The sequence below is a fragment of the Paraburkholderia sp. UCT2 genome (assembly GCF_014397665.1).
Classification (GTDB): Bacteria; Pseudomonadota; Gammaproteobacteria; order Burkholderiales; family Burkholderiaceae; genus Paraburkholderia; species Paraburkholderia tuberum.
In genome coordinates this window covers 25,288-42,110 of the sequence record NZ_VZQO01000028.1, presented here as the reverse complement: position 1 = coordinate 42,110, position 16,823 = coordinate 25,288, and the positions used below count along the sequence as shown (strand labels likewise).

17 protein-coding genes are annotated in these 16,823 nt (G+C 64.3%); 6 read left to right on the top strand and 11 right to left on the bottom strand.

Features of this window, described 5'->3' with window-relative positions:
* The first annotated feature begins 55 nt into the window (after nt 1–55).
* Nucleotides 56–1,180: an FUSC family protein gene (locus tag F6X39_RS22430; RefSeq protein ID WP_187618160.1), complete on the top strand. Its 1,125-nt coding sequence runs from the start codon at nt 56–58 to the stop codon at nt 1,178–1,180.
* A gap of 27 nt (nt 1,181–1,207) precedes the next feature.
* On the opposite strand, the gene F6X39_RS22425 is transcribed toward F6X39_RS22430, so the two are convergent.
* The 5 genes from F6X39_RS22425 to F6X39_RS22405 all read right to left on the bottom strand — a co-directional run bounded on the left by F6X39_RS22425 (nt 1,208) and on the right by F6X39_RS22405 (nt 6,378).
* A complete protein-coding gene (locus F6X39_RS22425) occupies nt 1,208–1,627 on the bottom strand; it encodes a VOC family protein (protein ID WP_187618159.1) in 420 nt (139 codons plus the stop codon).
* Nucleotides 1,628–1,881: 254 nt separating this feature from the next.
* Nucleotides 1,882–2,835, bottom strand: coding sequence for a transaldolase (gene tal, locus F6X39_RS22420; protein ID WP_187618158.1), 954 nt, complete (start codon nt 2,833–2,835; stop codon nt 1,882–1,884).
* Nucleotides 2,836–3,049: 214 nt separating this feature from the next.
* Nucleotides 3,050–4,270, bottom strand: a complete 1,221-nt coding sequence (locus F6X39_RS22415; RefSeq protein ID WP_187618157.1) for a benzoate/H(+) symporter BenE family transporter — start codon at nt 4,268–4,270, stop codon at nt 3,050–3,052.
* Between the two features lie 61 nt (nt 4,271–4,331).
* Nucleotides 4,332–5,507, bottom strand: coding sequence for a vWA domain-containing protein (locus F6X39_RS22410; protein WP_018419886.1), 1,176 nt, complete (start codon nt 5,505–5,507; stop codon nt 4,332–4,334).
* 28 nt (nt 5,508–5,535) lie between these two features.
* Nucleotides 5,536–6,378, bottom strand: coding sequence for an AAA family ATPase (locus F6X39_RS22405; protein ID WP_187618156.1), 843 nt, complete (start codon nt 6,376–6,378; stop codon nt 5,536–5,538).
* 316 nt (nt 6,379–6,694) lie between these two features.
* Here F6X39_RS22405 and F6X39_RS22400 point away from each other — a divergent pair, with 316 nt between their 5' ends.
* The gene (locus F6X39_RS22400) at nt 6,695–7,063 is read left to right on the top strand and encodes a c-type cytochrome (protein WP_184021535.1); all 369 of its coding nucleotides are present in this window, start codon (nt 6,695–6,697) and stop codon (nt 7,061–7,063) included.
* Between the two features lie 46 nt (nt 7,064–7,109).
* The gene (locus tag F6X39_RS22395; protein ID WP_187618155.1) at nt 7,110–7,490 is read left to right on the top strand and encodes a c-type cytochrome; all 381 of its coding nucleotides are present in this window, start codon (nt 7,110–7,112) and stop codon (nt 7,488–7,490) included.
* 126 nt (nt 7,491–7,616) lie between these two features.
* Here the strand turns inward: F6X39_RS22395 and F6X39_RS22390 are convergent, their stop codons facing one another.
* The 3 genes from F6X39_RS22390 to rsxB all read right to left on the bottom strand — a co-directional run bounded on the left by F6X39_RS22390 (nt 7,617) and on the right by rsxB (nt 9,789).
* A complete protein-coding gene (locus F6X39_RS22390) occupies nt 7,617–8,051 on the bottom strand; it encodes a DUF1841 family protein (RefSeq protein WP_018419890.1) in 435 nt (144 codons plus the stop codon).
* Nucleotides 8,052–8,195: 144 nt separating this feature from the next.
* Nucleotides 8,196–8,840 (bottom strand): endonuclease III, encoded by a 645-nt coding sequence (nth, locus tag F6X39_RS22385; protein ID WP_187618154.1) that lies wholly within the window; start codon nt 8,838–8,840, stop codon nt 8,196–8,198.
* Nucleotides 8,841–8,883: 43 nt separating this feature from the next.
* Entirely contained in the window at nt 8,884–9,789 is a 906-nt protein-coding gene (gene rsxB / locus F6X39_RS22380; RefSeq protein ID WP_187618153.1) for an electron transport complex subunit RsxB, read from the bottom strand.
* A 240-nt stretch (nt 9,790–10,029) separates the two neighbouring features.
* On the opposite strand from rsxB, the gene F6X39_RS22375 reads away from it, so the two are divergent.
* Nucleotides 10,030–10,662, top strand: coding sequence for a TetR family transcriptional regulator (locus F6X39_RS22375; protein ID WP_013088849.1), 633 nt, complete (start codon nt 10,030–10,032; stop codon nt 10,660–10,662).
* Nucleotides 10,663–10,785: 123 nt separating this feature from the next.
* On the opposite strand, the gene F6X39_RS22370 is transcribed toward F6X39_RS22375, so the two are convergent.
* Complete coding sequence (locus F6X39_RS22370) at nt 10,786–12,063, bottom strand: polyhydroxyalkanoate depolymerase (protein ID WP_090803645.1); 1,278 nt, start codon at nt 12,061–12,063, stop codon at nt 10,786–10,788.
* A gap of 179 nt (nt 12,064–12,242) precedes the next feature.
* The gene (locus F6X39_RS22365) at nt 12,243–14,132 is read right to left on the bottom strand and encodes a glycoside hydrolase family 15 protein (RefSeq protein ID WP_187618152.1); all 1,890 of its coding nucleotides are present in this window, start codon (nt 14,130–14,132) and stop codon (nt 12,243–12,245) included.
* 244 nt (nt 14,133–14,376) lie between these two features.
* Here F6X39_RS22365 and F6X39_RS22360 point away from each other — a divergent pair, with 244 nt between their 5' ends.
* A complete protein-coding gene (locus F6X39_RS22360; protein WP_090803648.1) occupies nt 14,377–14,622 on the top strand; it encodes a hypothetical protein in 246 nt (81 codons plus the stop codon).
* Nucleotides 14,623–14,940: 318 nt separating this feature from the next.
* On the opposite strand, the gene F6X39_RS22355 is transcribed toward F6X39_RS22360, so the two are convergent.
* On the bottom strand, nt 14,941–15,093 hold the full coding sequence (locus tag F6X39_RS22355; RefSeq protein WP_013088853.1) for a DUF3096 domain-containing protein: 153 nt from the start codon (nt 15,091–15,093) through the stop codon (nt 14,941–14,943).
* A 492-nt stretch (nt 15,094–15,585) separates the two neighbouring features.
* On the opposite strand from F6X39_RS22355, the gene F6X39_RS22350 reads away from it, so the two are divergent.
* Nucleotides 15,586–16,752 carry a lactonase family protein gene (locus tag F6X39_RS22350; RefSeq protein WP_187618151.1) on the top strand — a complete coding sequence of 389 codons (1,167 nt, stop codon included), beginning with the start codon at nt 15,586–15,588 and terminating at the stop codon, nt 16,750–16,752.
* Nucleotides 16,753–16,823 lie beyond the last annotated feature (71 nt).

The window sequence follows — 16,823 nt, the reverse complement described above, 5'->3', positions numbered from 1 at the left end:
GCACTCCAGGGCAGGATAGCGGAACCGTCCTTTCACGCGTTCGCCGCGCGCCGCCATGGCTGCTGCCGATACTCCCACCGTGATCTCCCGCCGCGCGGCACTCAGCCGGATGGTGCGCGCGGTCACGTCGCCGTATTACCGCTACCGGCACGCGAAGGTACTGCATAGCCTGCGCGTCGGCCTCGCGATGCTGGTGTCGATTCTCGCGACGACCGGCATCGATATTCCGCACGGCATCTGGTCGTCGGTGACGTTGCTGGTCGTGATCGGCGGCTTGCAGCATCACGGCAATATCCGCAAGAAAGCGGCCGAACGCGCGGCCGGCACGCTGCTCGGCGCATCGATCGGGCTCCTGTTGATCGTGCAACAGCACTTCATCGGTTCGCTGCCGCTCACCTATGTGCTGGAGGCGATCATCGCGTCGATCTGCGCGTGGTTCGCGATCGGCTCGTCCGGCTATATCGGGCTCCTGACCGCCATCACGATGTGCATCGTCGCGGGCCACGGCGACAATCTGATCGACGTCGGCCTGTGGCGCACGCTGAACGTGCTGATCGGTATCGTCATCGCGCTGGCGTTTTCGTTCGCGTTTCCGCTGCACGCGACGTATTCGTGGCGCTACGGCCTCGCCGCCAATCTGCGCGAATGCGCGGGCATCTACGCGCGGCTGCTCGACGGCGAAACGATCACCGAGGAGGAGCAGATCAAGCGCTTCCTGCGGATCAACAAGCGGCTCGTGCAACTGCGCTCGCTGATGCCGTCGGTCGCGAAGGAAATCGACGTGCCGCAGTCGAGGCTCGAGGAGATCCAGCGGCTGCATCGCTCGGTGCTCAGCTCGCTGGAACTGCTTGCCACGGGGCCGCTGATGAACGCCGATGCCGCCGCGCGCACCGCCTATGCAGCGCATTGCGGCGCCGAGGTGCGCGCCGTGCGGGCGATCCTGTTGTCCACCGCGCGCGGGCTGCGTTTTGGCCGTCCGTCGCGCTTTGGCATTCCGGCCGCGGCGCCGCCCGCAAAGGGGCACGGCGACGTGACCACCGCGTTGCCGCCCGACTGGCAAGGGCCGTACTGGCTCGGTCAGCGGCTCGCGGAGCAGGTAGACCGGTTGCGCGCGCTATTGCTGGAGACCGAGCCGAACTGGAACATCGAGCGGCACGAGCGGGCGACGCGTGGTAGGTAGGTGCTAGAGCTGGCCTGCCCCTAAGCCTCAAACCTGCGGCGGCAGCGTGACCATCCACATCATGCCGAAGCGGTCCACCACCATTCCGAAGCCCTTGCTCCAGAACGTTTGCTGGAACGGCATCACGACCTGGCCGTCATCGGCGAGCGCGTTGAAGCATTTTTCCGCCGACGCGCCGTCATCGACGGTCAGCGACAGACTGAAGCCATTGAACGGGCCGGCCGCCGGATCGCAGTTGCCGTCGGAAGCCATCCACGTGCTCGAGCCCAACTGCACGCTCGCGTGCATGATCTTGTCGGCGAGTTCGGGGCGTGGCGGATTATGCGCGTCCGGCGGCGCTTCCTTGAACAGCATCTTGAAGGTCACCTGGGCGCCGAGCTTGTCGGTGTAGTAATCGAGCGCTTCCTGGCAACGGCCGTTGAAGAACACATAGGGCTGAACGTACATGATCGTCTCCATGGTCAGGCGTTGGGCGGCCGCCGTCGTTCCTCGCCAGCGGCGGTGGGGAGAGGCGTGAAGTCGATTGTAGTCGGTGGCGGCGCGTCGATTGTGACGCTATGTCGCCGGTGGCGACGCAGCGTAAACGAAAAGCGGCGCTGAACCGTGAGGTCCAGCGCCGCCTGTCATGGATCGCATTGGCGCGGAGCCGCGCGGCGAGCGTGAGCGTCACTCAGCCGGCCACGCCCGCGGCCTCCGGCGCCTCAGCGCAGCGTGTCGATCAGCTTTTCCAGCTTCACCGCGTCCGCGGCGAACGTGCGGATGCCTTCGGAGAGCTTCTCGGTCGCCATCGCTTCGTCGTTGAGGAGGAAGCGGAACGACTTCTCGTCGACCGGCACGCGCTCGATGTCCGCGTCGTGCGATGTCTCCGGCGACAGCTTGCGTTCGACCTTGTCGGTGCTCTCGTGCAGTTTCTGCAGCAGGTCGGGGCTGATCGTCAACAGATCGCAGCCGGCCAGTTCCAGAATCTGCGAGGTCGTGCGAAAGCTCGCGCCCATCACCTCGGTCTTGTAGCCGAACTTCTTGTAGTACGCGTAGATGCGGCGCACCGACTTGACGCCCGGATCGTTGGCGCCGCCGTCTTTCACTTCGTCCCATGCGCTGCCGGCGTTCTTCTTGTACCAGTCGTAGATGCGGCCGACGAACGGCGAGACCAACTGCGCGCCAGCTTCCGCGGCGGCGGCGGCCTGCACGAGCGAAAACAGCAGCGTCATGTTGCAGTGGATGCCTTCCTTCTGCAGCGCCTCGGCCGCGCGCACGCCTTCCCACGTCGACGCGAGCTTGATCAGCACGCGGTCGCGCTCGATGCCGTGTTCCTTGTACAGCGCGATCAGCTCGCGGCCTTTCGCGATCGAGCCTTCGACGTCGAACGACAGGCGCGCGTCGACTTCGGTCGACACCCGCCCCGGGATGATCTTCAGGATTTCGGTGCCGAAGGCGATCAGCAACTGGTCGATGATCGCGCCGGGCGGCTTCGACGCATGCGCCTTCACGGTCTTTTCGAGCAGCGGCCGGTAGTCGTCTTTCTGCACGGCCTTCAGAATCAGCGACGGATTGGTGGTCGCATCGCGCGGCTTGTACTGCGCGAGCTGCTGGAAGTCGCCGGTGTCGGCCACCACGGTGGTGTATTGCTTGAGTTGGTCGAGTGCGGTTGTCATGTTCGGGCCTTCAGGGCGCGTGTGCGCCATGGTTCAGGAGAAATGAGGACGCCGCCGCGCCGGCAGGAGGAATCAGCCGGCGCCGGCGGCCGCGGGTCAAGCCGCAGCGCGTCCCACGATGGCTTGGGAAACGCTGCCGGATACATCTATTCTATGGCGGATCGCCGAGGACGGTATGAACACCGGGTATGGACAGCCGGGCGTGGCGATCCGTTCACACGCGCCGCGCGTTCAGCACGACTTGCGTCACCACGCCGGCGACGAGCCCCCAGAACGCCGAGCCGATCGATAGCAGTGTGAGCCCCGAGGCGGTCACCATGAACGTGACGAGCGCCGCCTCCCGCTGCCTCATATCCTGCATCGCGTTGGCGAGCCCGCTCATGATCGAGCCGAACAGCGCGAGCGCCGCGACCGACACGACCAACTCCTTCGGGAACGCCGCGAACAGCGCGGCGATCGTCGCGCCAAACACGCCCGCGAGCAGATAGAAAATGCCGCCCCATACGGCCGCTGTGTAGCGCCTGGCGGGGTTTTCGTGCGCTTCGGGGCCGGTGCAGATCGCCGCCGTGATCGCGGCAAGATTGATGCCGTGCGAGCCAAACGGCGCGAGTAGCAGCGACGCGACGCCGGTCGTCGCGATCAGCGGCGCGGACGGGGTCGTATAGCCGTCGGCGCGCAGCACCGCGATGCCCGGCACGTTCTGCGAGGCCATCGCGACCACGAACAGCGGAATGCCGATGCTCACGCAAGCCGCCACTGAAAACGACGGTATCGTCAGCACCGGGTGCGCGAGCGCGACGTGAAAGTGGCTGAAGTCGAGCAGCCCGAGGCCGCCGGCGGCTGCAGTGCCTGCCACGAGCGTGGTCGGAATCGCATAACGCGGCACGAACCGTTTGACGATCAGGTAGGTGAAGAACATCGTCAGCACGAGTGCGGTCTGGTACTGCGCGGCACGGAAAATCTCGATGCCGATCTCGAACAGGATGCCCGCGAGCAGCGCTGCCGCAAGGCCGGACGGAATCCGCTTCATCAGCGCGTCGAACCAGCCGGTGACGCCGACCAGCGTCAGCAGCGCCGCGCAGAAGATGAATGCGCCGATCGCCTGCGCATACTCGACATGCGGCAGCGACGACACCAGCAGCGCCGCGCCCGGCGTCGACCATGCGATCACTATCGGCGCGCGAAAGCGCAGCGACAGGCCGATCGTGCAGAGGCCCATGCCGATCGACAGCGCCCAGATCCACGACGAAATCTGCGCGTCGCTCAGATGCGCGGCCTGGCCCGCCTGAAACATCAGCACGAGCGAGCTCGTGTAGCCGGTCATCGCCGCGACGAAGCCCGCGACGATCGTCGACAGCGACGTATCGGCGAGCAGATTGAAGCGCCTGGGCGACGTGGCGGCGGGGGACAGCTGGGGCGACGGGGACGAACTCATGCGAAGGCTTTCTTGTTGTGGAAGTTGAAGCGTCGGGACGTGGATTCTGGAACGGCGGGCGTTACTTGCTCAGCACCCGCATGGCCGTCTCGAGGCCCGCGAGCGTCAGCGGATACATGCGGTGGCCCAGCACTTCGCGGATCGCGCTGACCGACTGCCGGTACGGCCACAGCGCTTCCGGCTCCGGGTTCAGCCACGCGAAGTGCGGGAAGTGATCGGCGAGCCGGCGCAACCACACCGCGCCGGCCTCGGCGTTGTTGTACTCGACCGAGCCGCCGGGCTGCAACACTTCGTACGGGCTCATCGTCGCGTCGCCGACGAAGATCAGCTTGTAGTCGGGCGTGAACTTGTGCAGCACGTCCCACGTCGGTGTGCGCTCGGCGTGGCGGCGGCGGTTGTGCTTCCACAGGAAGTCGTACACGCAGTTGTGGAAGTAGTAGAACTCGAGGTGCTTGAACTCGGCCTTCGCGGCGGAGAACAGCTCCTCGGTGCGCTTCACGTGATCGTCCATCGAGCCGCCGACGTCGAGCAGCATCAGCACCTTCACGTTGTTGTGCCGCTCGGGCACCATCTTCAGATCGAGCCAGCCGGCGTTCGCGGCGGTGCTGCGGATCGTGTCGGGCAAATCGAGTTCTTCCGCCGCGCCTTCGCGGGCGAACCGGCGCAACCGTCGCAGCGCGACCTTGATGTTGCGCGTGCCGATTTCGACCTGGTCGTCGTAGTCGCGATACGCGCGCGCTTCCCATACCTTGACGGCCGTGCGATTGCCGGCCGCGTCGCCGCCGATGCGCACGCCTTCGGGGTTATAGCCGCCGTGACCGAACGGCGACGTGCCGCCCGTCCCGATCCACTTGTTGCCGCCCTCGTGGCGCTCTTTCTGCTCGTCGAACAGTTCCTTCAGGCGCTCCATCAGCTTGTCGATGCCGCCCATCGCCTCGATCTGCGCCTTTTCCTCGGGCGACAGGTCGCGTTGCAGCTTCTTCTTCAGCCAGTCGGGCGGAATCTCGAACGCGAGCTCAGAGGTCGCCGCGACGCCGTTGAAAAAGGCGCCGAACGCCTGGTCGAACTTGTCGAAGTACTGCTCGTCCTTGACGAGCGTGATGCGCGAGAGGTAGTAGAACTCGTCGAGCGACGGCGCGATCACGTTGGCCTTCAGCGCTTCGAGCAGCGTCAGGTATTCCTTCACCGAGACCGGCAGGCGGGCGGCGCGCAGCGAGTAGAAAAAGTCGATCAGCATGCTGGATGTCCTGCGGCGCGGCGCCCGCTCAACGGTTGTTGCGGTTCATGAACAGCAGCCGCTCGAACAGGCTCACGTCCTGTTCGTTCTTCAGCAGCGCGCCGTGCAGGGGCGGCACGATCTGCTTCTGATCGGCCGAGCGCAGTGCTTCGGGCGGAATGTCTTCGGCGAGCAGCAGCTTGAGCCAGTCGAGCAGTTCGGAGGTGGACGGCTTCTTCTTCAGCCCCGCGACGTTGCGCAGCTCGAAGAAGCTCTGCAGCGCCGCGGCGAGCAGATCCTTCTTGATGCCGGGGTAATGCACGTCGACGATCTGCTGCATCGTCGTCGCATCCGGAAACCTGATGTAGTGGAAGAAGCAGCGGCGCAGGAACGCGTCGGGCAACTCCTTCTCGTTGTTCGACGTGATGATCACGAGCGGGCGATGTCTGGCGCGCACCAGCTCGCGCGTCTCGTACACGTAGAACTCCATGCGGTCGAGTTCGCGCAGCAGGTCGTTCGGGAATTCGATGTCGGCTTTGTCGACCTCGTCGATCAGCAGCACGCTCTGCTCGTCCGATTCGAACGCCTGCCACAGCACGCCCTTGACGATGTAGTTGCGGATGTCCTTCACGCGCTCGTCGCCGAGCTGCGAATCGCGCAGACGCGACACCGCGTCGTATTCGTACAACCCCTGCTGTGCCTTGGTGGTCGACTTGATGTGCCATTGCAAGAGCGGCATGCCGAGCGCGGCGGCGACTTCCTCGGCGAGCATGGTCTTGCCGGTGCCGGGTTCGCCCTTGATCAGCAGCGGACGCTTGAGCGTCATCGCGGCGTTGACCGCGAGCTTGAGGTCGTCGGTGGCGACGTACTGCGATGAGCCTTCGAAACGCATGACGAGATGCTCTTGTGCGGGAAAAAACCCAGTATAAGTCAGAAGGCCTGTTGGTCTGAAACCGGCTCACGTATGGTGTCAGCCGCGCAGTGACGCGGCGGCGGTGCCGCTGTGGCGTCGTTGCGAAGCCGCCATGGGCATGGCGTGGGGACCGTCCCGGCGGGCGTTGCGCGGCCCCCGTGTCTGGTGGACGTTCGGCGCGGCGGCGCGGTACAATGAGCCCGATTTTTTTGGCCTGCGCGGCTGCCCTACAAGAAGAACGGCGCGGACCGCTGCCTTTGTGGGCACCCGTTTCCCCTCAAGCCAGGTTACATCTATGAATAAATTCGTCGGCAAACACGTCGTGATCGTAGCGCTGTCGGTGCTCGCGGGGTATGCGGCCAATGCGCAGGCAGCGGATGTCGTAGGCAACGCCAAGGCGGGCCAGGACAAGGTCGCGATGTGTATCGGCTGCCACGGCATCCCTGAATACCGCACGGCTTATCCAGAGGTTTTCCGCGTGCCGAAGCTCGGTGGCCAGAATCAGGCGTACCTCGAAAACGCGCTGCGCGCCTACAAGAAGGGCGACCGCCATTTCGCCACGATGCACGCGATCGCGGTGACGCTGTCGGATCAGGACATTGCCGATGTCGCCGCGTACTACGCAGCGCAAACTGCCGCTTCGAAAAACAATCCCGACAAGTGATCGGCGTCGGTCACCAGCACATCCAATTCGCGGGATAGGAGATTTCATGATCAAGCCCCAACAGGCACTCCACACGGTATTCAAGGCGGTCGGCGCGGCGGCGGTCATCGGTCTGGCCGCAGCGAACGCAGCCCACGCGGCCGACGCCGGCAAGGGTAAGGTGCTCGCCGACAGCCACAACTGCGCGGCCTGCCACGGTCCCAACCTGAACAAGCCGGTGAGCCCGGAGTATCCGAAGCTGGCCGGTCAGTACGCCGACTATGTCTACTGGGCGCTGCGTCAGTACCAGATGGGTACTGGCAATCCACACCTCGGCCGCAACAACGCGATCATGCAGGCACAGGTGCAGAGCCTGTCGCTAGGCGACATGAAGGACATCGCCGCTTACATCGAATCGCTGCCAGGCGATCTCGTGCAGAAGAAGTAAGCGTCGGGCGCCGGTTTCGCGCCGAAGCTTCAAAAGCAAAACACCCCGCCTTGGCGGGGTGTTTTGCTTTGAGGGCGTCGTACCTCGGCGTGCTGGCGTCGTGCCGCGCCGGAGTTTCCAGTCGGCTCAGTCGCGCGTCGCGCGCCGTTCGATGCGCTGCAGATACGCGTCCGTGTCCGGCGGCGTGCCGGTGCGCTGCGCTTCCCAGATGGTTTCGCCGAGGCAGTCCATGATCGCGTGCTGCGCCTCGTGGGTAGAACCGAGGCGCGCGGCGAGCCGCTCATGCGCGGCTCGAATGCCGGGCGGCTGATCGATCGACAACTGCTCGGAGATCGCCAGGTGCATCGACAGGTGCAGGAACGGATTGGTCTGGCCGCGCTCCGGCGAATAGTCCTGCGCCTGGGCGGCGGGACCATCGGCGAGATCGGCGTGATATTCGGGATGCTCGACGATCCAGTCGGCGGCGATCGCCTCGAGCGGCGTCAAAATCTCGCCCTGGCGCTGTTTGCGCCAGGTGTCGGTGAAAAAGAGGCGAACTTCGTCGCGGCTGGGATTGAACATCGTGGAATCGGTGCGTGGGAGTGGGGGCGCGGAGCGCGACGGTGCGGGTCCGCAGTGCGCGCTGCGCGTAAGGCACTATTTTACGCGGCGGCCGCGTGGGCTGCAGGCGCGCTGCACGGCCTCGGGTTTCGAGCTGGGCCGGCCTTATAGATCGGGTGGCGGGGTCTTCGGCCGGAACTCGCACAGCGGCTCGATCGCGCAATGCCAGCATTCGGGGCGGCGCGCCTTGCACACGTAGCGTCCATGCAGGATCAGCCAGTGGTGCGCATCCTGCCTGAATTCGGCGGGCGTGAATTTTTCGAGTGCCGCTTCGACCGCGCGCACGTCCTTGCCGGGCGCGAGGCCGGTGCGGTTGGCGACGCGGAAAATGTGCGTGTCGACCGCGATGGTCGAATGGCCGAATGCGGTGTTCAGGATCACGTTGGCCGTTTTGCGGCCGACACCGGGCAGCCCTTCGAGTGCCTCGCGATCCTCGGGCACCTCGCCGCCATACTGGTCGAGCAGAATGCGGCAGGTCGCGATCACGTTCTTCGCCTTCGTGCGATACAGACCGATCGTCCTGATATAGCTCGCGACGCCTTCCTCGCCGAGGTCGAACACCTTCTGCGGCGTGTTCGCGACCGGAAACATCCTGCGCATCGCCTTGTTGACCGACACGTCGGTCGCCTGCGCCGACAACAGCACCGCGATCAGCAGTTCGAACGGCGTCGTGTACTCGAGCTCGGTGGTCGGATGCGGATTGAGGCTCTGAAGCGTTTCGTAGATCGCGCGGCGTTTGTTCGCGTTCATGCGGAGCGGGTCCGTGTGAGTGGGCCGGGTTGCGTCGGCATGGTCAGCGCGTGGTTGGCGGCGAGTTGCACGGCGGATTGGACTCGTTTGACTCATTTGACTCGTCGGACTGCTGCTCCGAGCCGGGCGTGTCGCCACCGCTGGCAAGACCGAGACGGCGGCGGCGCGCTTCGGCGGCGTCGATCTGTGCCTGCACGTCGGCGCTGACGTTCTCGGTGTTCAGCGGTCCCTCGCCTTTCGCGGCCAAGTCTTCCTTCTTCTTGCGCGCGCGTTCGAGCGCGGCCTGGATGATCGCGCGTTTCTTCGCTTCCGCGTCGTCGGCAATCGGGGCGGCGGGAACCTCGGACGGCACTGTCGCGCCGCTTGCCGCAACCGCGTCCGGCGCAGCCGGCGGCGCGCTTGCGGCTCGCCGCGCCGCGGCGCGCGCTTCGGCGGCGTCGCGCTCGCGCGCGAGACGGGTCTCGTGGCGGTTATGACGCGCCCGCGCCGCGTCCGCGTGGCTTTGGCTCCATGCATCCCAGCCGGTGGCCTCGCCGGTCACGGGGAGCATCGTGATGCAGTCGACCGGGCAGGGCGGCACGCACAGGTCGCAGCCGGTGCATAGCTCGGCGACCACGGTGTGCATCTGTTTCGGTGCGCCAACTATCGCGTCGACCGGACACGCCTGCATGCACAGCGTGCAGCCGATGCACACCTGTTCGTCGATAACCGCCAACGGACGCGGACGTTCGACGCCATTGGCCGAATTGAGCGGAATCACCGGTTTGCCGAGCAGCGCGGCGAGGCGCGCGATGCCCTCGGCGCCGCCGGGCGGGCACTGGTTATAGTTCGCCTCGCCATTGGCGACGGCTTCGGCATACGGACGGCATGCGGGATAACCGCACTTCGTGCATTGCGTTTGGGGCAGCAGATCTTCGATGCGATCCGCGAGTGTTTTGACGTCTGTCACGGTTGCGGCGCGGGGGTTTGCCGTGCGATCGCACGACCTGAACTAAATAGCACATTATCGCCGATTTCCCGGATTGCCATTCGCAATCCATGTGCCATAATCGAAGCGCTTCATTCGAAAGACCGCAGAAAAGGGTGTGTTTCCCAACCACGACGCGCCCGCTAAACGCCGCCACAAAAAGGCTCGAGGAGAGGCCGGCGGCGCGATCCGGAGAACGCGGCTCACGAAGACGATGCCACCATGAATCAGCCGAAAATCAAAAGAGATCCTGAAGGCACGAGGCGCCGCATCTTGCTCGCGGCGGCGGAAGAGTTTGCAAATGGAGGGCTGTTCGGCGCGCGGGTCGATCAGATCGCTCGCCGCGCGGAAACCAATGAACGAATGCTCTATTACTACTTCGGTAGCAAGGAGCAGCTATTCACCGCGGTACTCGAGCACGCGTTCAGCGCGCTCAACGAAGCGGAACGCACGCTCGAACTCAACGGAATCGCGCCGGTCGAGGCGGTTACGCGTCTCGCGCATTTCGTGTGGGACTACTACCGCGATCATCCCGAGTTGTTGAGGCTCATCAACAACGAGAATCTGCATGAAGCACGCTATATGCAGAAGTCCACGCGCATACGCGAAATGATTTCGCCGATCGTCGCCACGCTCGGCGGCATTCTCGAACGTGGGCAGCGCGCGGGGCTGTTTCGCACGAACATCGACCCGCTGCGCTTTTACGTGACGCTCTCGGGCATGGGCTACTACATCGTGTCGAACCGTTTCACGCTCGAGGCGACGCTCGGCCGCGATTTCAGCAGCGCTGCCGAGCGCAGCGAGGTGATTCAGATGAATACCGAACTGCTGCTCGCGTATTTGTTGAGAAAGTAACGGGCACTGCCGCGGTGATCATGGCCGCGGCAAAAAATCAGTATCACGAACAAAGCGCGATAAAAAAGCCAACGGCCTCGAACGGGACCGTTGGCTTTTTATATGCTAATGCAAGTTTGATGCTCAGGCTTCGACTTTTTCTTTCGCCGTTTTTGCTGCCTTGTTGTGCTCGAGAATGAAGTCGCGCAATTGCGGGTAAATGATCGTGCGCCAGCGGCGGCCCGAGAAAATGCCGTAGTGGCCGCATTTCTCCGCAGTGAAGTGACGCTTGTTCTTCGCCGGAATGCCGCTGCACAGGTCGTGCGCCGCGTAAGTCTGGCCGTCGCCCGAAATGTCGTCGAGTTCACCTTCGATCGTAAACAGCGCGGTCGTCGTGATGTCCTGCGGCCGCACCGGTTCGCCGTTGACGACCCACGTGCCCTCGGCAAGACGGAACTCCTGGAACACGACGCGGATCGTGTCGAGGTAATAATCGGCATCCATGTCGAGCACCGCGTTGTACTCGTCGTAGAACCGGCGGTGCGCTTCGGCGTCGTCCTCGTCGCCGCGCAGCAGGCTCTGGTAGAAATCCCAGTGCGACGCCGCGTGACGCTCCGGATTCATCGCGACGAAACCGGTGTGCTGCAGGAAGCCGGGATAGACCTTGCGGCCCGCGCCGGGATAGTTCGGCGGCACCGTGAAGATCACGTTGTTCTCGAACCACTCGTACGAGTGCTGCGTGGCCAGCGAATTGACCGAGGTCGGGCTCTTTCGTGCGTCGATCGGGCCGCCCATCATCGTCATCGTGCGCGGCGTGTCCTCGCCGCGGCTCGCCATCAGCGAAATGGCGGCGAGCACCGGCACGGTCGGCTGGCACACCGAGATCACGTGCAGATTCTTCGCGCCGATATGGCGAATGAATTCCTGGATATACGCGATGTAGTCGTTCAGACCGAACCAGCCGGCTTCTAGCGGCACCATGCGCGCGTCGAGCCAGTCGGTGATGTAGACCTTGTGGTCTTGCAGCAACGTGCGCACGGTATCGCGTAGCAGTGTGGCGTGGTGTCCTGACAACGGTGCGCAGACGAGCACGACCGGTTCGTCTTTCAGTTGGCTGACAGCTTCGCTGTCGTCCGCGAAGCGCTTGAAGCGCATCAGACGGCAGAACGGCTTTTCGATGAACGTCTGCTCGACGATCGGAATGTTATGGCCGTCTTTGACAATCTGGTGAATATTGAACTCGGGCTTTTCGTAGTCCTTGCCGAGCCGGTAAAGCAGTTCGTAGCCGGCGGAAAGGCGCGTGGCGCCCGGCACATAGGCTAGCGGACTGGCCGGATTCGCAAATGATTTCGATGCGGCCTGAGCCCAGGCGGTGAGGGGGCTCAACATCGCCCGCTGGAATTCATGAAATTGATAGAGCATGTTTGCTCCGTTTTAAGCGGTTCGCATGGGGCTTCGCAAACACGCGTGAGGCGTTGCGGCGGGCCATTGTGGTTGTAGGCACATTATTGTCGGCCGACAGTCAGATCGATAATATCGAACAAGGCAAATTTGTGCAATGCAACAATATTCGCATTCAGTGTACGCAAATTGTCACTGCGTCATGCTAATGGCGATGCTGCTCCGCCGCTATCAGGGCTTGCCTGATCCTCAAGCTCCATCGCGCGGATGCCGTTATGCGCCGGATGGCCGGTCGCCTGCGCCATCTCCTGCTCGTGCTTCATCAGGTTCAGTCCGGTGTTCACGAGCGCCACGTGGGAGAACGCCTGCGGAAAATTGCCGACGAGACGTTTATCGACCGGGTCGTACTCCTCGGACAGCAGGCCGACGTCGTTGCACAGCGCGAGCAGCCGCTCGTACATCTCGGTTGCCTCCTGCACGCGTCCCTGCAGCGCAAGGTTATCCACCATCCAGAACGAACATGCAAGAAAGGTGCCTTCCCCCGGTGGCAAGCCGTCGTCGTATTCCGTGGTGCGGTAGCGCAGCACGAAGCCGCCGTGCATCAGGTCCCGCTCGATCGCCTCGACCGTGCCCTTGATGCGCGGATCCTGCGGCGGCAGGAAGGCGACCAGCGGCATCAGCAGCACGCTCGCGTCGAGCTGATCGCTGCCGTAGTACTGCGAGAACGCGTTGAGCTGCGGATTCCACGCCTTCTCGCAGACCTCGGCGTGGATCGTGTCACGCGTCGCGCGCCATTCGTCGAGGGGGCCGTCGAGCTTGAACATTTCGGCCGAGCGGATCGCGCGGTCGAACGCGACCCACGCCATCACCTTCGAGAACGTGAAATGCTCGGGGCCGCCGCGCGTCTCCCAGATGCCTTCGTCGGGTTCGCGCCAGATCGTGCTCAGGTGCTCGAGCAGCGCGCGCTGCACGCTCCACGCGGTGACGTCCGCCTGCAGGCCGCCGACGCGCGCCAGATGCAGCGCGTTCATCACCTCGCCGTAGACGTCGAGCTGACGCTGCCCGACCGCATTGTTGCCGATGCGCACCGGTTTCGCGCCCTCGTAGCCGGGCAGCCAGTCGATTTCGGATTCGGGCAGGCGCCGCTCGCCGCCGATGCCGTACATGATCTGCAACTGGTCCGGCGCGCCCGCCATCACGCGGCCGAGCCAGCTGCGCCAGGCGCGCGCTTCGTCGTAGTAGCCGCCGCGCATCATCGCGAGCAGCGTGATGGTCGCGTCGCGCAGCCAGCAGTAGCGGTAGTCCCAGTTGCGCGTGCCGCCGAGCCGCTCGGGCAGCGACGTGGTGGGCGCCGCGACGATGCCGCCGGTCGGCTCGTAGGCGAGCGCGCGCAGCGTGATCAACGAGCGGCGGATCGGCCCGGCCCAGCGTCCTTCTACGGTGCCGCGCGCCGCCCATTCGAGCCAGTGGTTCTCGGTGCGCGCGAGCGACGTGTGCGGATCGCGCGCGGGCGGAATGCGCAGATGCGACGCCGCGTACGCGAGCGAGAACGGCACGCGCTCGCCCTCGGTTACCGTGAATTCCGCGACGGTCTTCATGTCTTCGCCATGCAGTTCGACCGGCGTGCGCAGCACCGCGTTGTCGGGGCCGACGATCGCCTTGATGCCGCTGTCGTGCTTGAGCTTGTCGACCCACGGAATCGAGAAACCGTAGTCGAAGCGCAGCACGAGTTCCATCTTCATGCGCACGGTGCCGCGCTTGCCGACGACGATGCGGATCAGCTCCGACCAGCCGTTGCCGGGCGGCATGAAATCGATCAGCGTGACGGCGCCGTCGGGCGTTTCGAAGTCGGTTTCGAGGATCAGCGTTTCGCCGCGATAGCGCCGCGTGATGGTCGGCGCGCCGTGCTCGCCCTCGGTGGCGGGGGCGAGCAGCCAACGGCCGTTGTCGGGCGAGCCGAGCAGCGCGGCGAAGCAGGCGCCCGAGTCGAAACGCGGCCAGCAGAGCCAGTCGACGGAACCCTCGCGGGAGATGAGCGCGGCGGTATGGCCATCGCCGATGAGTGCGTAGTCTTCGATGTGTGCAGGCATGGAAAGCGTGTCGGAAAACGAGTCGTTATTACGGACGGCGACAGCAGCCGCGCTTCGAGTGGGTGTTCTTACCGGACCACGATCGGCAGTGTTTGGTTCACCGCACAGTGCGGTAAAACGCGGGTTGGAAAATTGTCAAATCCATGCATACAATCAAATTTCATGCCGATGTCCGGCGACCTGCCGGACTGCGAATCGGCCTTGCTCATGGCGGTTGCAGACGCCGTTTCCGAGGACGAAAGCCATGCTGAACCCTTCGAAATCCGATTGCATCACGATTCTCTCGGCCGCCAGCCAGCTTGCCGGCGACTCCATGTTGCCACTCGATCATGGCCGGCTCGGCCTGAGCCGCAACGGCATGCTGGCTGCCGCCTCCTTCCTGGTCGAGCGGGCCTGCTTCCGGCGCTATCAGCAGGATGCCGATCATTATGCGGTCGGCGCGCTGTCGTTGCAGGGGCGCCTGCGGCTCGAACAGCTGGCGAACGGTTGAGCGGTAGGGCCGAGCGTTCGTAGCGCAGGTTCCTGGCGTATCCGCGCCGGCCATCCGCCACATCCCTTCGTACCGCGCCTTCGCATTTCCTATCCGTATCTTCACGCCGCGTCGCGTCAGGTCGATCGTTCACGTGGCGCGGGCGGTCGCGCGCGTCCATCTTGCGCGCGATGCCCGCTTCCCGCATATATCACGGCGTGACATTTGCCGAGCTCTCACACGGGCGAGTGGCGCTGGCACCCAGCGAACCTTCCCTTCGTGCGAAACCACCTCGATACCGGACGCAAATCTCACGCCCGGCGTCGCGGCGCCTGTCGCTCACAGATGCGACGAGCCCACGCCGAAGATCCCGATGATGCCGATGATGATCAGGTAAAGCGCGACGATGTAGTTCAACAGGCGCGGCATGATCAGGATCAGGATGCCGGCGATCAGCGAAACGAGCGGGCCCAGGCTGAGAGTGACGTTCATGGAGACTCCGTGGTTGAGACGCGTGATGCGCGATTGAGAAAACGATTGAAAAACGTCCCGCCGCGCGGGACCCAAGCCGCTGGCGCAGACCGTGCCGCAGCGATGGATTCACTGCATGATCCGACCTGACGCTCTTATACTGACTTCGACAACAACAACGTGGAACGACGCTCGATTCGCGGCGCGGCAGACCAGACACCGTTACAACCGCTCGTACCCCGGCTCATACGCGAGCCCGTACCAGACAACCGATGTCGAGGAGGTCTCATGCTTCACAGTCGCCGTGCCGTCGGGCGTGTTGCCGTGCGCCCAGTTCCGACTTCCGTTTTTACTTCTGTTCTTGCCGGTGTTGCATTTCAGGGTTCCCGTCCGCGTGGCGCTGACCGCGCCGCTCCATCTGCCGCGGATTGCACGGCGGAAAGCACCGCCCGGCGCGCAACGCGGCCAGCGCCGTTGCGGGCCGCCCGTTCGATAATAAGGGGTTTCGCGCTCATGGTTTCGATTGTTGCTTCGCACGCGTATGCGCAAGATTCTGGCCCGGTCCCCGCGGACGGCGTCTATACGATGCTGGTCGGTACTTACACCAGCGGCAAGAGCGAGGGCATCTACGTCTTTCGCTTCGATACGAAGACGGGCGCGGCGACCCAGGTGTCGGTCGCGCAGACGGTCAATCCGTCGTTTCTGGTCGTGAGCCGCGACCGCCGCTTCGTCTATTCGGTCAACGAACTGCCCGGCGACAACGGCCCGGCCACGCAGCGCGGCGGCATCAGCGCGTTCGGCTTCGATGCCGCGCGCGGGCAGCTGACGTTTCTGAACAAGGTGTCGTCGGACGGCAATGATCCGTGCTATCTGAGCATCTCGGTGGACGGCAAGTATCTGCTGAGCGCGAACTATTCGGTCGCGCCCGATCCGGGCGGCAGTTTCGCGGTGTTTCCGCTGCAGGCGAACGGCCAGGTCGGCACCTCGGTGCAGACCGTGCATCACGAGGGCGGCGGTCCGGTGAAAGGGCGGCAGGACAACTCGCACGTGCATTCGACCGTGTTCTCGCCTGACGGCCGCTATCTGTTCGCGCAGGACCTCGGCGCCGACAAGCTGTACTCGTACCGCTACGCGCCGCAGAGCAGCGCCGGCGCGGGTCCATTCATCGCGACGGACTGGGGCTACACGCAGCAGAAGGCCGGCACGGGTCCGCGCCATCTGATCTTTGGCGCGGACGGCAAGCACGCGTATCTGACGAGCGAACTCGCGGCGACCGTCAGCACGTTCGACTACCACGACGGCAGGCTGAAACTCGTGCAGACGCTGCCATTGAGCGAGCCTGACTTCAAGGGGAAGGTGGGCGCGGCGGCAATCCATATGTCGCCGGACGGACGCTTCGTGTATGCGTCCAATCGCGGCGACGCGAACGAGATCGTGATCTTCTCGGTCGATCCCGCCACTGGACACCTGAAGCAGATCGGCCGGCAGTCGAGCCTCGGCAAATCGCCGCGCGAGTTCACCATCGATCCGACCGGCAACTGGCTGATCGTCGGCAATCAGCTGAGCGACACGGTCTATGTGTTCAAGCGCGATCCGCAGACGGGGCTGCTCGATCCGAATCCGAAGCAGCATTTCGACCTCGGCTCGCCGGTCGACTTCAAGCTGGTATCACCGTCGTGATGCGCGGCACGCGCGGGTAAATGAAAAACGGACAGCTCACATCCTGAGGCTGTCCGTTTTTTCTTCCGGAT

Bases quoted from the DNA above. Each gene is read 5' to 3' on its own strand.
- F6X39_RS22365 (WP_187618152.1), bottom strand. From the start codon at position 14,132: ATGCCTGCACACATCGAAGACTACGCACTCATCGGCGATGGCCATACC.
- F6X39_RS22370 (WP_090803645.1), bottom strand. From the start codon at position 12,063: ATGCTCTATCAATTTCATGAATTCCAGCGGGCGATGTTGAGCCCCCTC.
- nth (WP_187618154.1), bottom strand. From the start codon at position 8,840: ATGAACGCGAACAAACGCCGCGCGATCTACGAAACGCTTCAGAGCCTC.
- F6X39_RS22375 (WP_013088849.1), top strand. From the start codon at position 10,030: ATGAATCAGCCGAAAATCAAAAGAGATCCTGAAGGCACGAGGCGCCGC.
- F6X39_RS22430 (WP_187618160.1), top strand. From the start codon at position 56: ATGGCTGCTGCCGATACTCCCACCGTGATCTCCCGCCGCGCGGCACTC.
- F6X39_RS22405 (WP_187618156.1), bottom strand. From the start codon at position 6,378: ATGCGTTTCGAAGGCTCATCGCAGTACGTCGCCACCGACGACCTCAAG.
- F6X39_RS22400 (WP_184021535.1), top strand. From the start codon at position 6,695: ATGAATAAATTCGTCGGCAAACACGTCGTGATCGTAGCGCTGTCGGTG.
- F6X39_RS22360 (WP_090803648.1), top strand. From the start codon at position 14,377: ATGCTGAACCCTTCGAAATCCGATTGCATCACGATTCTCTCGGCCGCC.
- F6X39_RS22355 (WP_013088853.1), bottom strand. From the start codon at position 15,093: ATGAACGTCACTCTCAGCCTGGGCCCGCTCGTTTCGCTGATCGCCGGC.
- F6X39_RS22415 (WP_187618157.1), bottom strand. From the start codon at position 4,270: ATGAGTTCGTCCCCGTCGCCCCAGCTGTCCCCCGCCGCCACGTCGCCC.
- F6X39_RS22410 (WP_018419886.1), bottom strand. From the start codon at position 5,507: ATGCTGATCGACTTTTTCTACTCGCTGCGCGCCGCCCGCCTGCCGGTC.
- F6X39_RS22350 (WP_187618151.1), top strand. From the start codon at position 15,586: ATGGTTTCGATTGTTGCTTCGCACGCGTATGCGCAAGATTCTGGCCCG.
- F6X39_RS22425 (WP_187618159.1), bottom strand. From the start codon at position 1,627: ATGTACGTTCAGCCCTATGTGTTCTTCAACGGCCGTTGCCAGGAAGCG.
- tal (WP_187618158.1), bottom strand. From the start codon at position 2,835: ATGACAACCGCACTCGACCAACTCAAGCAATACACCACCGTGGTGGCC.
- F6X39_RS22390 (WP_018419890.1), bottom strand. From the start codon at position 8,051: ATGTTCAATCCCAGCCGCGACGAAGTTCGCCTCTTTTTCACCGACACC.
- F6X39_RS22395 (WP_187618155.1), top strand. From the start codon at position 7,110: ATGATCAAGCCCCAACAGGCACTCCACACGGTATTCAAGGCGGTCGGC.